Source organism: Paraburkholderia sp. SG-MS1, assembly GCF_012275575.1.
Taxonomy (GTDB): Bacteria; Pseudomonadota; Gammaproteobacteria; order Burkholderiales; family Burkholderiaceae; genus Paraburkholderia.
The window spans coordinates 1-14,409 of the sequence record NZ_NPIH01000230.1; the positions used below are offsets into that span (position 1 = coordinate 1).

Sequence of the window (14,409 nt, forward strand, 5' to 3'; positions counted from 1 at the left end):
GCAAGATACAGATGTCGTGTTTCGCAGCGGATGTCATGCTGGGCGTTTCCGGTCGGACTGCGGGGCCCAGCATGCGTCAAGCCGAACTGGTGACACTGAACATGCGCGAACTCGACCGTTTGAAGGTGGTACAGGCCGTTTGCGAGCGGCGCCTGAAGCATGACCGGACCCTTCCCCCCCACACTCAAGGTCGCCAGCGTGTCCCTGCTAGAACTGGTCGCTGGAAAGATCCACGATCACATTCCACGCGGCCGGTGGCGTCTGCCCGAATATCAGCGCCCTTACCGCTGGAGCAGCGAACAGGTTGCACAGTTGGCGGATGACCTCGCCCCCCATCTCGAACGGGCATGGGGGCATGACTACTACCTCGGCAGTCTGATCCTGCACCAAAGCGACAACGGCTGGCTGAACATCATCGATGGGCTGCGGCGGCTAAAAACAATGAATGACAACAATCGACTACTGCTTGAATTTTGGTTCTTACTCGGTTCACGATGTCAGTGGACACCCTCACCATCCCTTTCACGAATGCGGCCGAGAAACGTCAGCGCAGGTGACCACAAGTTGATATGCCGCGACCATTGTCAAGAAGGATCAATCCAATCAAGCAGTCGCCTTTGTCCAGAAACGATCTCGCCTACGTAGTGCCCTGCCCGGCTATCCACCAGCCGATAGACGATTTGTCCACCCTGTGGAAATCAATCTGATTTAGTGAGGTCTAGGTGTTTATCCCAATGCGGATAACCCTTAGATTGATCTCATCGCTGCAAAGTTGATTTCGCGGCTAACAACGTTCCTGGAAGGCTCAACATGCAAACGCTCATCAACGCAATCCTCGTCATCGCTGCACTTGTCGCCCCTGCACTCGCACAGGCGCAATCGAACGCGCCCCAGCCCGTTACACGTGCTGAAGTTCATGCGAGCCTGGTGCAACTCGAGAAGGCCGGCTACAACCCCTACACGAATGAATCGCTCTATCCGATTACTCTGCAACGCGCGGAAGCCAAGATCGCACAGCAGCAGGCGGGTACAAGTACAGCGTATGGCCCGGCATCGAACGGTACGTTTGATGCCGGAAAGTGATGCGTACGGGCCAGACGCGCGACGCAAAATCTGAAGACGTGGAGCGCCGCCTCACATCACGAGTGAGGCAGCGCTCGGTCTTTCGTGACGCGCTATATGTCGTAGCGTGGTTTGCAAGCTAAGCAACCGCATCCAGCGATTTCGAAGGGGCATTCACCTCAGCATCTACAACACGCCAGAGTCCTAACGGAGCTGCCTCGTGCAGTACCTCCGGAAGCAACGAATCCGGCAAGTCCTGATAGCACACTGGCCGAATGAAGCGGTCGATCGCCGATGCGCCCACCCACGTGCACATCGAATTTGACGTTGAAGGGCCCCGAGAACCATCGCGTGACAGACTTCGACGCCGGTCGGGAAACCATTCACCCATATGCGCCCGGCTTTGCGTTCGAGTACCGCTAGCAGTCGCTGCGCATTACGATAAGCAACTGCGTCGATCTGCAGCATGACAGTAAGCTGTCACTCAACATGCTCAGCGACCTTCAGCATGTCATCAAAAATCACGCGCACGAACGACAATCGAAGCCGGGCCGAACATTTCATTCTGGAGATCCGGCGAAGCTAGCAAGCGCTGCCCACGGGTAACGTAGAGCACCGCCTCCCGAGCTCGGCTTTGCTCCAGCACTTTCGCCTTGCGCCACCGGGCCACGCCGACGCGAGTTAGCGCCAGCCCGCCTTGTCGGGAGCCGGTGAAGGCAACCGCATTGATGGCGCGATGTGATACCAGCGCTCCGCCCAATTGACGGCCAGTCCCAAACAAAAGCGAGAACACACCTTCCGGCAGTGACATCTCTCTGACTGCCGTCTGGATCGCGCGTCCGACGAGTTCCGATATTCCAAGATGCGCACTGTGTGCCTTCACGATCACGGGTGCGCCAGCCGCGAGTGCAGACGCCGTATCACAGCCTGCAACCGGAAATGCGAGTGCGAAGTTGCTTGCACCAAACACTGCGACGGGGCCAAGCGGCACTTTCGCCATGCGCAGGTCCACGCGCGGCATCGGTTGACGTTCGGGCTGGGCGTGATCGATCGCCGCGCTGAGAAACCTCCCGTCACGTACCACCTTGCCGAAGAGTCGCAACTGATCGACGGTTCCTCTACGCTCACCCTGCGGACGCTGTGTCGGCAAGGCGCTCTCCGCATGGGCCCGCTCGATGAGTTAATCACCAATCTGCACAATGTCGCTGGCAATGACTTCGAGGAACTCCGCACGCCTGGCAAGTGGAACGTACCTACAAATATCGAAGGCATCTCCGGCCAGTGACGCGGCGCGCTCCACTTCAACCGTGCCACCCAATCCGAAATCCGGTTCCGGTATTTTCATGTTCGCGGCTGGATTGAACGCGCGTTGTGAACGCTCGGTGCCGCGCACCGCAGCACCACCGATTAGCATTTGCCAGTAACAGGCATGAAGGTATCGTCCTTGCAGATCGCTCAAAGAACTCGATTGTGATGGCCACTCACGTAGGCATTTCGTCGTTGACCTTTGGAGCCCACTCGCGTCGCATCAGTCCGACGGCACTCACTGCCCCTAAAGCCAGGAACACGCAGACGGACAGCATCGGAAGCGTATAGCTCCCACCAATATGTAGCAGCCAACCACACAGGCTGGCGGACACGCCACCAGCCAGACTGGTGGAAACTGTCAACAGCCCGGTGTTCAGACCGATCGCGGGTTTCGGAATCAGCGTCAACTTCGACAGGGCCAGATTGTTTGCAGTGGTCAGCCCTACAAGCGACAGCGAAGCCACGTTCCAGAACAGAGCCATTTCCTGTGACTTCGCATATGCCCCGAACAGGATGGTCATCCCACCGATTGATCCCGCAACGATAAAAGTCTTGCGAACAACCAACGCATCTCGCCCTCGCGCAATGATGCGATCAGCAGCCCATCCTGCCGTTACCGCAACGAACGCAACACAGATAAAACTCGCAAATGTGTACAACCCCGACCTCATCAGCGTAAGCCCGCGTTGCTCCACCAGATACGACGGCATCCAGGTCGCGCAATAGAAAACGAAGTAGCTGTAGCTGAACGTCATGATGAATCCGCCCCACACCACCGGACTCACCAACAAATTACGCAGCGGAACGCTGAGCGCACGACGTTTTGCCGCAGCAAGTTGCTCGCGTGAAGGAAAATCGTTATTGACCATGATCAGCCAGGGAATGAGCCAGATCATGCCTACCATCCCCGTAATCACGAACATGGCTTTCCAGGAATAGGCGACGATCAACCAGGCTGCAGCAGCCGCGCCAATCGCTGGGCCAACTTTACCGCCCAGAGAAAAGATACCGGTTGCCGAGCCCTTGCGCGATTCATCGAAGTGGTTCGCAATGTAACGATAGCTCGCGGGAAGGACAATGGCTTCACTCGCACCGATGAGCAGACGCACAAGGATCAGCGATGTCAGGCTATTGGACAAGCCCGTGGCAGCTGCGGCCAGACACCAGAGTGAAAAGCAGATGGCATACGGCCATTTGACGCCATACCGATCGACAACCCATCCCATCGGTAGCTGCAACGCCGCATAGGACCAGAACACCGCGGAGCCCAGCCATCCTCGCTCAACACTCGTCAGCGCAAATTCGTGGACGAAGCTCTTGTCGGCCAGCGCCGACGACAGACTCGTGCGATCGATAAATGAGATCAACCAGCCTACGGTAAGCAAAGCAAGAATAGTCCAAGGTTTTTCCGCTGACGAACGGCTTAAGCCATTTGCTCCGGTCATCTCGATGTTCCTGTTCATACAAACTCCCGACTCAATGCAACGCTCTTCAATCTGCAAGTCAACACATCCACCTTTTGCATCCACGATTTTTTACGGCGTTGCAGGCGCTCAGAATGAGTGATTGATACCAACCGCTGCGCCGATCTGATGCGGGATTTTCTGGGTGTTCAACGATGCGTTGGTCACGTAGCTTCCTCTGTACTTGGTGTAATCGACTTCGGCGTAGAGCAAGGTCGCCTTGGACAACGCATAAGTAATGCTCCCGATCCCGATACTCCGCTTCCCACTCTGATTCGGCAAATCAGTAATGTAATATGCCGCACCCAGACGTACGCTCGGACCAAGGTCATAGGTAGCACCGCCCCAGTAGTTGAGCGTTCGGATATCGGCAATCGGTTGCGTCTGCACCTGGTTATCGTTCATGTATCCGCCAGCAAAACGCACTGGCCCGAACGTCAGTTCAGCACCCAACGTGTAATAGTTGTCCGGTTGATAAACTTTGGCCGCACCCACCTGAAGCGAACGGTACGCGTACGCGCCGCCCACTTTCAACCAGTTCCACTTGTACTGCAAACCCACGCTCCGCGCCGATGCATCGTTGAACTCCCCGGCGACTCCACCGAACGAGTTGTCTGCGCTAAACGTCAAGCCACCCACGCTGCCGACGTACTTAACGTCGTTGCTTACCCGAAACCCCGCGGACGCGCCCGACACCGGAATCAATGTCGGGTACAGAAGGTTAAAAGGATCGTAGTCGTATGTGACATCGTGCGCGATTGTAAATTGCCGACCAATGACGACCTTCCCATACGGGCCTCCAACGCCGATATAAGAAGCCCGGTTGAACAACTGGCTGGTTGTGTTGTCCAGCGCACCACTGGCAAGATAGAAGCCAGTTTCCAGTCTAAAAAAAGTAAACCAGCCCGCGCCCAACTGCTCCGAACCAGTGAAGACCACCCGGTTCGAGCTATACCACCCTCTGTTGTTCGTCGAATAAGTCGTGCCTGCGCTCGAATCGGTGTACCGGATACCGCCGTCAAGGACACCAGACAGAGTGACACTGCTCTGCGCGCGGGCGGCCCCGGCTATCGACCCCAACGCAGTCAGCAACAGAACTTTGCCGATCGTCTCCATACGCATCAACGTCTCCAATTTAAATTATATTTTGTAGTACACCTATATTTGATCGATGCCCGACCCTATCGGGTCAAGCGATCTTCACAAATATCGACGTCCGTCGCTCAACCAAGGCTTCCAGTCACATCATCGAACAGCTCTTCAACACTCAGCTTGTGAGGAATAATCTGCTGCTCGAAAGCCCAGTCGATGGCGAGTTGAAGGCCTTTCCGATTTGCTTCTAGCCCGATCGGTGGAAATAGGGCTGGCAAACCCTCCGCCTGCTCGCGGCTCTCGAGGATCATCCGGTAGATGTCCCGCACGATTTCCGGGTGCCGCTTCGAAAGATCCTGGTGCACGACGAACATATGGTTGATGGGCACCACATTCTCTCGCGCGAACCAGTCTTTGGCCGCGATCTGAGCATCTGGAATGAGCGTACGCACACGCGCATCCTTCGGCATGTCCGGTGCTCCGAGCAAAGCCGCAGCCAGTTCGCCGTCGAGCATCCGCTGAGCGATCGAAGTGCATCTGGGCAGACGTTCGCAAAACGGCGGATCGACGTACTCGGCGAGGTGTCCGTCTTCGAGCGTCGTCCACGTGACCTTGTCGAGATCCACACCGTATTCATGCCTCAGAATTCCGCGAACCCAGAGGCCAGTGGTCTGCGCGTACGAACGCACGCCAACCTTCTTGCCCTCGATATCCTTTGGAAGAAGTTCTCCAAACGCCGAGTTGTACACTGCGCAATGGTGCTGCAACCGACCGAGAATCGGTGCTGGTAGCAACACATAGGGCTTACCGAACGCCTTTGCCTGAAGGAAAGTCACGATCGCCAATTCACCGGCATTGAACGCGTTCTCACGCAACATCGCCTTGAAGCCGTTGTGCGCGGGTGACGGACCGCAATAATCCAGGTTGACGATATCCGAGATCACCCGGCCATCTCTCATCGCCCGTGTGATCGGATGATTGTCCAGATTCACCCGCAAGGTCGGCTTTTGGGTTTGAGTCGTCGACATATCAATAGCCAGCCATTTCGCGCGTTTCATTGACGATGCCATAACTACGCGACGGCGCCGACATCAGGAATCGATACCCTTCCTGCAGGACCCGCTGGTGATTCTTCGCCGTCACATGCGGATGCCCCACCACTACACCGTGTTTGCGGCAAGTCTCCACGATCTTGCCCATTGCGCCGAGCACTTCGGGATGCTCATACTGACGCGCATAGCCAAGCTGCTGGCTCAAGTCACCTTCACCGATCAGGATAAAGCCGATGCCAGGCACATTCGCAAGGATGTCGTCGAGATTTTCGATCGCCTCCACGCTTTCGCACATCAAGCCAACGAGAATCTCACCCTGCGGCGCCAGCGGCCATACGTCCGCCTTTGCGTAATAGTCAGCCATGCTCAAGCCCCAGTAGCGTGCGGCTGTGCCTGGGCCATCGCCCCTCACGCCCTTCGGTTCGTAAAGCGGCGCGTTCTTCGGCCTTGCATAACGGCACGATGCCACTGCGTTGTATGCTTGCTCGACGGTCGATACATGAGGCCACACCACACCATAACAGCCGCGATCGAGAACCTGCTTGGCGAATGCCTGGTTCATTTCAACGCCGTTAGAGGGAATCCGCGCGATCGGTGTCACACGTGGCGAAATAGATCCGGAAGCGGCAATCTCCTTCCGGTTCAACATGTATTGAAGCGCATCGCCGAGCGCCGACACATCATAGGGGTTGTGTTCCATCTCGAACACAATGCCGTCATAAGGCGCGTCGCTCATTTCAACGGCCGTTTGCTTGTCGAGTTTGGCGAAGGCCGTCAGTGCCGGCTTGCCCGATTCGAAAGCACGGATGATGCTGTTCAGGCGCGCATCACTCATAAAAGGTTCTCCTGATTATAGTTTCAGTCCAGGCGCGGGGCACACCACGTGACATGGCATCAAAGAAGTGTCGGGTACAGACGTTGTGCTGTTTTTCCGAGTATCCAATCCTGATCTTCGGCACTGAGACTTTCGAGGCTCGTGCGCATGACGCCGAGAATCTCGGCGAGCGTTCCAGGCGAGGTCGGAAAATTCGACCCCCATGCGAGCCGCTGCGCGCCAAATGTCTCCACGAGTGTCGGGAAGAACGTCTCCGGCGTAGCCAACCCGCTTCTCGCGTCTTCACAGTTTTTCGGCGTCAGCTTCAGATAGATGTTCCCGAACGACGCAAGCTCAAAAAAGCTCTCCGCCTTGCTGTACGGCGGACCTTCCTTGAGGTCGGGACGCGCCATGTGATCGATCACGATCGCAACGTCCGAAAAACGCTTCGCGAGCGCTTTGACCTGGGGCAGTCCGACAATGCCTGTGGTGATGCACATCGGCAACGTCAGTTCAGCACAGAGTTCCCAGGCAGGAAACGTGCGCGGATCTTCCAGAACACTGGGATCGAATGCTTTTGTGCTACCACCGGTGAATAGCCGCAAGCCGACAAGACCGCGCTCGATCCAACGGCGTATTGTTGCCGGCGCATCCGGTTGCAGAACATCGACAGAACCGACTGGCACGAGCCGCTCCGGATACTTCGCGCATCCCTCCACGACGTAGCGGTTGTCAAACCCGTAGGTTGTCGACGAGTGCACCACTGCGGCCTTCGCGATGCCCGCCTGATCCATCGCTTCTATCAGCGTCTCGACCGTAGTCGGGCGCTCCTTCGACCATTCAGAGCGCTTACCGAACAAAGGCGCCGGCGGGTAGCGGGTCTCGTCGTCGGAAATAATGTGCGGGTGAATATCTATAATTTGAGTCATGACACTTCCGTTTCATTTGCCTTGTGCCTTCAGGCGCTGATCCAGGCGCGGATAAACACGACGCACGTTCCCCTCGAAAATCTTGAAGCGATCGTCGTCGGTCAATGCCTCGCAAGCATCGAGATAGCGTTTCGTGTCGTCGAAGTACTGTCCTGTAGCCGGGTCTTTACCGCGCACCGCGCCGATCATTTCCGAGCCGAACAACACGTTGTCCGCCGGAATGACTTTGGTCAACAGTTCTACCCCCGGCTGGTGATACACGCAGGAGTCGAAGAAAATATTGTCGAGCAGCCCTTCCAGCGGGCGCTCCCGCATTTCGAGCGACATCCCCCGATAGCGGCCCCAGTGATAGGGGACCGCACCGCCGCCGTGCGGAATAACGAGGCGCAACGATGGGAAATCCGTGAACAGATCGGATTGCAGTATCTGCATGAACACTGAAGTATCGGCGTTCAGATAGTGCGCGCCTGTACCGTGAAAACAGGGATTGCATGACGCTGCCACGTGAATCATCGCTGGTACGTCGAGATCGACGAGCGCTTCGTAAAGCGGATACCACTCGCGATCGGTCACGGGCTTGCCGGTCCAGTAACCGCCGCTGGGATCGGGGTTCAGGTTACAACCGACGAAGCCAAGCTCCTCGACACATCGACGCAACTCCGTAACCGAATTGCCCGGCGCCACACCCGGCGATTGCGGCAACTGGCAAACCGGCGCGAAGTTGTCCGGATAGAGTTCCGTCACACGATGAACGAGATCGTTTGAGAGTTCGGCCCATTCGATGCTGGTGCGCTCGTTACCCAGATGATGGCTCATCAAACCCGCGATCGGCGAGAACAGCGTGAGGTCGCTGCCGCGCTCGCGTTGCAACTTAAGCTGACCATTGCCAATGGCCTCACGAATCTCGTCATCGCTAACAAAGGCGGCATCGCGCGACAGCGCGTTGGCCGGATCGTTCGCATGTTCGACCTGCTTCGCGCGCCAGTTCTTGAACGATGCAGGCACAGTCGTAAAGTGGCCGTGGCAATCGATGATCATGTTGTCTTCCTTGGTTCGCCCTGCGGGAACACTGGGCAAAAAATCTATCAGAACCCGAACAGTTCAGCGGGATTATCAACCAGCACGCGCTTCAGAATCGCCTCGTCAGGGATGTAGCGATAAAGCAATTCGAGCAGATCGGCATCGTTCGGCGGTTGTTTGGGCGACACCGGATGCGGCCAGTCCGTTCCATAGATGCATCGATGCGGGGCGGCTTCCACCAGTTTGTGCGCGATCGGCAGCACGTCGTCCCATGGACGGCCTGCCTTTGTGATCTTCTCGCCGAGTGAAAGCATCGTCCACGTGTTGCCCTCTGAGAGCATTTCGAGGACAACCTTGAGCGACGGATCAGCGTCACCGGCTTCCGGATTCGGGCGTCCCATGTGGTCGATCACGAGCGGAACGTCCAAGTGACGGAACGGCTCGATCGTCGATGCAATGCCGGCTGGTTCCGGCTGCACTTTCACATACCAGCCAAGTTCTTTCACACGTGCCAGGGCTCGTTCGATGTCTTCGGCATCCATCGCAGGCCCAAGTCCCGCGCGTGAGAAGCGCGCACCGCGCACCCCTGCGTCGTGCAGTTTGGCGATGTACGCGTCATCGCGCTCCTTCAGTACGACGGCATTCGCGCAGCCGCGATAGTTCGGGCCGGCCGCCGCGAGTCCGTCGAGCACGATCTGATGATCGGCGCCATACGTGGTCGCCTGCACGATCACACCGCGCGTAAAGCCAAGGATGGAATGGAGCCGCAGCGCCAGATCGATCGTCGCGTTCGGCATTTCGTACGCGGCGCCGGGCAGCACCGGATAGCGTTCGGCGGGACCGAATACATGGAACTGGCTGTCACACGCCAGAGGCGGCGGCATTTTCGACGGAGTGCGCGGGTTGGGATCGAACGGAAGGTAATCGGCCATGACAGGTGTTCCTGAGTCGTCCAGCTAAGTTATCGGGGCAATACGGCCGTCACATCGCATTGCACGAGCGACGGACCTTCCGCGGTCAACGGCAAGGCGTGGCGCGCGGGCCGATCGTCGTGGTCGGGGAAGAGCTTGAGCCATTCGTCATTCACAGGCTGGCGCTGCGAGGGATCGCGCAGCCAGACCGTCATCTTGATGATGTCGGCAGGCGTTCCGCCAGCCGCTTCGACGATCGCGCGCACGTGGTCGAACATATTCGCGCATTGCGCTTCGAGCGTGGCGGGCATATCACCCGTCGCCGGATCGACGCCGAGAACGACGCCCGACATCAGAAGTCCGTCGATTACGCACGCGTTCGGAATCGGATTCTTGTGTTTGAATCCGGCCAGATAAATGCTTTTACGGCAAGCCATTATTCTTCCCCTCATCAAACGAAGCGGCATGAGATCGAGCCGCATGGACCGTAGTCCGCGTGGATCACATCTCCCGCTGCCACATCGATCATTCGCGTGAACGAACCTGCGAGTACGATTTCGCCAGCAGCAAGACTTTCGCCATACCTGGAAAGGCGATTGGCGAGCCATGCCACGCCGAGCGCCGGATGGCCGAGTACACCGGCTGCAACACCGGTTTCCGTGATGCGCCCGTTGCAATACAACAGAGCGGAAATCCAGCGCAGATCGAAGTCGTGTACACGGAATGGGCGCGCCCCCAGCACGAGCGCTGCATTGGCAGCGTTATCGGAGATCGTGTCCATGACTTTCCGACCCTTGCCCGTTGCCGGATCGACGCGATGCAAGCGCGCATCGAGAATTTCCAGCGCCGGGACGACATATCGCGTGGCGTCGAGTACATCGAGCAACGTGCAGTCCGGACCGGACAGCGGCTTGCCGAGAATGAACGCCAGTTCGACTTCGATACGCGGTGAGCGAAAACGCGATGTATCGATCGAAGCGCCGTCGTACTCCACCATGTCGTCGAGCAGCACGCCAAAATCGGGCTCGTCGATGCCGACCGCGACCTGCATTGCTTTCGATGTGAGGCCAATCTTGTGGCCCACGACCTTCCGCCCGCTCTCGCGTTTGATGCGCATCCATTCGGCCTGAACGGCATACGCGTCTTCGATCGTGATGTCCGGATGCGCAATAGAGAAAATATCGACGGGTTGGCGACTACGCTCGCCGTCTTCGAGAGATTGCGCGAGACGATGGATCAGCTCGGGTGCGAACATGTCAGGCCTCCTGGGCAATGCCGTTGCGCAACGTGCCGATCGTTGGCGACTCGATTTCCACAATGTCGCCCGGCGCTAGCCATGCCGGCGGATTCTGACGCCATCCGGTGCCGGTCGGCGTGCCCGTCAGAATCATGTCGCCCGGCTTGAGCGTCGCAAACGTGCTGAGATATTCGATCAACGCATCGAACGGGAACATCAGGCGCGCGGTGGTATCTTCCTGACGCAGTTCGCCATTCACGCGCGTGCGAATGGTGTGTTCCGCGCCCGGATCGCATTCGTCGGCAGTCACGATCCACGGTCCGAGGCTCCCCGAGGAATCGAAGTTCTTGCCCTGCGTGACGTTGAATTTGCCGTGCTTGAGCCAGTCGCGCACCGAACCTTCGTTGGCGAGCGTCATGCCCGCAATGTGCTCGAACGCGCGCTCGCGCGGAATATGTCGCCCTGCCTTGCCGATCACAAGGACGAGTTCGCCTTCGTAATCGAGTTGTTCAGATACGCGCGGGCGAATCAGCGGCTGATCGTGGCCGACAAAAGAGCCAACGTTGCGCACGAAAAGACTCGGATAACGCGGCAAGTCGGAGTTGTCCTTGTACTCCTCGTTACGCTCTTTGTAGTTCACGCCAATGCACCAGATCTTTTCCGGCGCAGTGAGCGGCGTGAGCAGTTGAACATTGTTGAGCGACAGACGTACGGCCCCGGCTGCATCGATTTCGCGACGCGCAAGCACAAGCGCATCCGGCGCAGCAAGCAGGGCGTCGAGCGTAGAGATACCCTTCAGTTCAACGATACCGTCGTCGAGCAACACGCCGATACGAGGCGTGGCGTCGCCGGTGCGCAAGATGAAGCGAAGCAGTTTCATAAACAGTCCTGTGAGTCGAAGAAGTGAATAAGCGGTTCTAATGACCGTGGCCGATATGCGAAAGCGATCCGTCGTTCGCGATCGGCTTGCGGTTCGACGCCGCTGCATCTGCGCCGGTCGTAAGATGGCGTCCGCGCGTCTCGGGCAGGGCGAAAGACAAGATGAGGAAGACGGCGGCTGCCGGCAGCGCGACCAGCATTCCGCGCGGCAGGCTGTGGTCGAATAGGGTGGCAGCCACTGGCACGAGAATCGGTGCCAAACTGCCAGCAGCGCGCCCGAACATATAGATGGTCGATACCGCTGTAGCACGCACTTCGATTGGATACAGCTCGGAAAGCCATGCGCCGACCACGCCGAGCGCACTGCTACCCATCGCGAAGACGATCGGCAGCCAGAAGATAGGCCACTTCAGATATGAACCCGCATAGCGCGCGTCAGGCGCAACGAACAGAATGCCCAAGGCCGCCAGCCAGCACACACCCGGCACGATTGCGCCGAAGCGGCGGCCCAGCCGGTCGTTGAGCCAACCCATTGCGATGTAGCTAATGCTGCCGACAAATGCCGCCGTCACGGTCGCCGTACGCACTACGTCAGGCGGAGTGTCGAGTACCCTCAACATCAAGCTCGGCACGAAAATGACGATTGCGTAGTAGCAGAACATGTAGGCAGTGAGCCAAAGCGCAGCCGCGATCGAGATGAAGCGCAGGCGGCCGCTGAACATGCCAGCGAAAGTATTACCGCGCGGCTCCGACAAGCCCGCCCGTCTCGCGCGATCGTATTGCTGCCATGCACGCGACTCAGGCATACCAAATCGGATCAGCACGGCAAGAATGACCGGCGCGCCGCCGGTCAGCAGACCGATGCGCCAACCCCAGTCGACGCTGAAAGTGCCGACTGCCCAGAGCCCCACTATCGATGCGCCCGCTGCCGCGATCGTGGCCGACCCCTGGATGAGCGCCGTGCCCAAGCCGCGCCGTTGCGGATTCCATGTCTCGTTGAAGAGCACCATACCCGCGCCCCACTCGCCTCCCAGCCCGATCCCAACGATCAGTCGCAGGACGAGAAGCGAAAGGAAATTCCATGCAAACGCAGAACCGACCGAGGCGAGCGCGAAGACGACCAAAGTCCATTGCAGCGCAGATTTTCGGCCAATTCGATCACCGAACCAACCGAACACGCCACCGCCGATAACCGACCCGATGAGCGTCACAGTAGTGATGCTGGCGACTTCGCCGAGTTCGATATGCATCGAACGCTGGATCGACGGCATGAGGAACGGCATGATCAGCACGTCGTAGAGATCGAGTGCGAAGCCCAGCATGCAGGACACGATGATCGCCAGCCGTTGCGCAGGCGTATACGGGGCAGTGGCGGTGTCATTCATGCGGGTCTCCTCCGACGCAGCCGTGAATGTCGCGATAGCCCGCCCCTACGGCGGCTTGTCACGCTTCAACTTTGCTTTGCGTCAATCAATGTGACTTCATGATTCCACGGAGGGAAACCGTGAGCCACAACGAAACCGCTTGAATGTCCACCCTGTGGATTTTTTTGCGCCGAAGCGCGCACGCCCACTCCGTCCGTCGTTCGTCAGCGGGAGCGGGAGCGAGCCGGGCGTTGCATTTCCGTCAAACGCTTCGTGATGAGCGCGGCCTTGCTGCGCATCGCTTTGACGATGCGCGGCAATTCCGGCTCAGCGAGCCGCTCGGCCATTGCCGCGACGGCGATGACGGCGATCGCCTCACCGTCTGCATCGAACACTGGGATGGACAGTGCCCGGGTACCCTTCAGGACGCCGTCGTCTGAGTACGCATAGCCGTCACGCCGCGCGGCATCGATCCGCGCGCGGATTGTTTCCATGGGCGGCGCCTCGGCAGGCAAGCGCCCCGCATTCATATTGCAGATGTGGTCCGCCTCCTCGGGCGGCAGCGTCGCAAGCAGCATCACGCCTGCAATGCTCACGCCGAGCGGACGCCGCATGCCAACGTCGATTGCCAGCACCTTGATCGGATACGAGCCGGTCTTTCGATCGATGGCCACCGAATCCCAACCCGCGCGAATCGTGAGGAATGTCGTGTCGCCCAACTCATTCGCCAACTCCGTGAGGTAAGGATCGGCTGCAGTGCGCACTGGAAAATGCGCAGGCCGGCTCAACCCCAGCAGGCTGATTTCTGGCCCTACGCGATAGCGCCTTGTAGCGGGGTCCTGTTCGCCGACCCCCTCGGCAATCAACGTCTGCAAAATGCGATGCACAGTGGGGTGGCTCAGCCCCGAATAGGCGACGACGTCGGTGATTCGAACACCGTGTTCACCGCCTAGCGCAAGGATGCGTAACACCTGGAATGTGCGGGAAATCACGCGCACGCTGCCAGACTCTTCATCCGTTGTCTTTGCGTTGACGGAGGGGGCGTCGTTGTTGGTGGTTTGGCGCGATGCTCGCTTCAAGATTCGTGTCCGTCTGTTGATGGCAGTCGCACGACAGCATGACTTTGCCCTTGAACCCGGCAGGTCGCCAGGCGGGCTTTGCATGCTGCCGGACATATCAAAGAAATTTCCACAGGGTGGACATTATCGTGCGGAAAACTTCTTGGCAAGGCTCGTGTCGCGCTCACCGGGGGGCGAACACAAGATAATTGCGCTAGTA

14 protein-coding genes and 1 pseudogene are annotated in these 14,409 nt (G+C 58.3%); 2 read left to right on the forward strand and 13 right to left on the reverse strand.

Going from position 1 to position 14,409, the window contains the following annotated elements; genetic code table 11:
- Positions 1-159: 159 nt before the first annotated feature.
- Complete coding sequence (locus CIC12_RS21215; protein WP_168666676.1) at positions 160-645, forward strand: DUF262 domain-containing protein; 486 nt, start codon at positions 160-162, stop codon at positions 643-645.
- A 165-nt stretch (positions 646-810) separates the two neighbouring features.
- Positions 811-1,083 (forward strand): DUF4148 domain-containing protein, encoded by a 273-nt coding sequence (locus CIC12_RS21220; RefSeq protein WP_168666678.1) that lies wholly within the window; start codon positions 811-813, stop codon positions 1,081-1,083.
- 118 nt (positions 1,084-1,201) lie between these two features.
- Here CIC12_RS21220 and CIC12_RS21225 read toward each other — a convergent pair.
- The 13 genes and pseudogenes from CIC12_RS21225 to CIC12_RS21285 all read right to left on the reverse strand — a co-directional run bounded on the left by CIC12_RS21225 (position 1,202) and on the right by CIC12_RS21285 (position 14,306).
- Positions 1,202-2,476 (reverse strand): annotated as a pseudogene (locus CIC12_RS21225) (aldehyde dehydrogenase family protein).
- Positions 2,477-2,543: 67 nt separating this feature from the next.
- Positions 2,544-3,833, reverse strand: a complete 1,290-nt coding sequence (locus tag CIC12_RS21230; protein ID WP_238812769.1) for an MFS transporter — start codon at positions 3,831-3,833, stop codon at positions 2,544-2,546.
- Positions 3,834-3,923: 90 nt separating this feature from the next.
- Complete coding sequence (locus tag CIC12_RS21235; RefSeq protein ID WP_238812771.1) at positions 3,924-4,949, reverse strand: porin; 1,026 nt, start codon at positions 4,947-4,949, stop codon at positions 3,924-3,926.
- Positions 4,950-5,056: 107 nt separating this feature from the next.
- Positions 5,057-5,983: a phosphate ABC transporter substrate-binding protein gene (locus CIC12_RS21240; RefSeq protein ID WP_238812773.1), complete on the reverse strand. Its 927-nt coding sequence runs from the start codon at positions 5,981-5,983 to the stop codon at positions 5,057-5,059.
- Positions 5,955-6,812, reverse strand: coding sequence for an HpcH/HpaI aldolase family protein (locus tag CIC12_RS21245; protein ID WP_168666682.1), 858 nt, complete (start codon positions 6,810-6,812; stop codon positions 5,955-5,957). The genes CIC12_RS21240 and CIC12_RS21245 overlap by 29 nt, the downstream gene beginning before the upstream one ends.
- 59 nt (positions 6,813-6,871) lie before the next feature.
- Entirely contained in the window at positions 6,872-7,720 is an 849-nt protein-coding gene (locus tag CIC12_RS21250) for an amidohydrolase family protein (RefSeq protein WP_168666684.1), read from the reverse strand.
- Positions 7,721-7,732: 12 nt separating this feature from the next.
- Positions 7,733-8,758, reverse strand: coding sequence for an amidohydrolase family protein (locus CIC12_RS21255; protein WP_168666686.1), 1,026 nt, complete (start codon positions 8,756-8,758; stop codon positions 7,733-7,735).
- 47 nt (positions 8,759-8,805) lie between these two features.
- On the reverse strand, positions 8,806-9,672 hold the full coding sequence (locus CIC12_RS21260; RefSeq protein WP_168666688.1) for an amidohydrolase family protein: 867 nt from the start codon (positions 9,670-9,672) through the stop codon (positions 8,806-8,808).
- Positions 9,673-9,701: 29 nt separating this feature from the next.
- A complete protein-coding gene (locus CIC12_RS21265; RefSeq protein WP_174772130.1) occupies positions 9,702-10,088 on the reverse strand; it encodes a RidA family protein in 387 nt (128 codons plus the stop codon).
- 14 nt (positions 10,089-10,102) lie between these two features.
- Positions 10,103-10,906: a 2-oxo-hept-4-ene-1,7-dioate hydratase gene (hpaH, locus tag CIC12_RS21270; RefSeq protein ID WP_168666692.1), complete on the reverse strand. Its 804-nt coding sequence runs from the start codon at positions 10,904-10,906 to the stop codon at positions 10,103-10,105.
- 1 nt (position 10,907) lies between these two features.
- Entirely contained in the window at positions 10,908-11,768 is an 861-nt protein-coding gene (locus CIC12_RS21275; RefSeq protein ID WP_168666694.1) for a fumarylacetoacetate hydrolase family protein, read from the reverse strand.
- A 37-nt stretch (positions 11,769-11,805) separates the two neighbouring features.
- Positions 11,806-13,152 (reverse strand): MFS transporter, encoded by a 1,347-nt coding sequence (locus CIC12_RS21280; RefSeq protein WP_168666696.1) that lies wholly within the window; start codon positions 13,150-13,152, stop codon positions 11,806-11,808.
- Between the two features lie 203 nt (positions 13,153-13,355).
- Positions 13,356-14,306 (reverse strand): IclR family transcriptional regulator, encoded by a 951-nt coding sequence (locus CIC12_RS21285; RefSeq protein ID WP_168666698.1) that lies wholly within the window; start codon positions 14,304-14,306, stop codon positions 13,356-13,358.
- Positions 14,307-14,409 lie beyond the last annotated feature (103 nt).

Coding starts and splice junctions, on each gene's coding strand:
- CIC12_RS21215 (WP_168666676.1), top strand. CDS start 160: ATGACCGGACCCTTCCCCCCCACACTCAAGGTCGCCAGCGTGTCCCTG.
- CIC12_RS21220 (WP_168666678.1), top strand. CDS start 811: ATGCAAACGCTCATCAACGCAATCCTCGTCATCGCTGCACTTGTCGCC.
- CIC12_RS21230 (WP_238812769.1), bottom strand. CDS start 3,833: ATGAACAGGAACATCGAGATGACCGGAGCAAATGGCTTAAGCCGTTCG.
- CIC12_RS21235 (WP_238812771.1), bottom strand. CDS start 4,949: ATGGAGACGATCGGCAAAGTTCTGTTGCTGACTGCGTTGGGGTCGATA.
- CIC12_RS21240 (WP_238812773.1), bottom strand. CDS start 5,983: ATGAAACGCGCGAAATGGCTGGCTATTGATATGTCGACGACTCAAACC.
- CIC12_RS21245 (WP_168666682.1), bottom strand. CDS start 6,812: ATGAGTGATGCGCGCCTGAACAGCATCATCCGTGCTTTCGAATCGGGC.
- CIC12_RS21250 (WP_168666684.1), bottom strand. CDS start 7,720: ATGACTCAAATTATAGATATTCACCCGCACATTATTTCCGACGACGAG.
- CIC12_RS21255 (WP_168666686.1), bottom strand. CDS start 8,758: ATGATCATCGATTGCCACGGCCACTTTACGACTGTGCCTGCATCGTTC.
- CIC12_RS21260 (WP_168666688.1), bottom strand. CDS start 9,672: ATGGCCGATTACCTTCCGTTCGATCCCAACCCGCGCACTCCGTCGAAA.
- CIC12_RS21265 (WP_174772130.1), bottom strand. CDS start 10,088: ATGGCTTGCCGTAAAAGCATTTATCTGGCCGGATTCAAACACAAGAAT.
- hpaH (WP_168666692.1), bottom strand. CDS start 10,906: ATGTTCGCACCCGAGCTGATCCATCGTCTCGCGCAATCTCTCGAAGAC.
- CIC12_RS21275 (WP_168666694.1), bottom strand. CDS start 11,768: ATGAAACTGCTTCGCTTCATCTTGCGCACCGGCGACGCCACGCCTCGT.
- CIC12_RS21280 (WP_168666696.1), bottom strand. CDS start 13,152: ATGAATGACACCGCCACTGCCCCGTATACGCCTGCGCAACGGCTGGCG.
- CIC12_RS21285 (WP_168666698.1), bottom strand. CDS start 14,306: ATGTCCGGCAGCATGCAAAGCCCGCCTGGCGACCTGCCGGGTTCAAGG.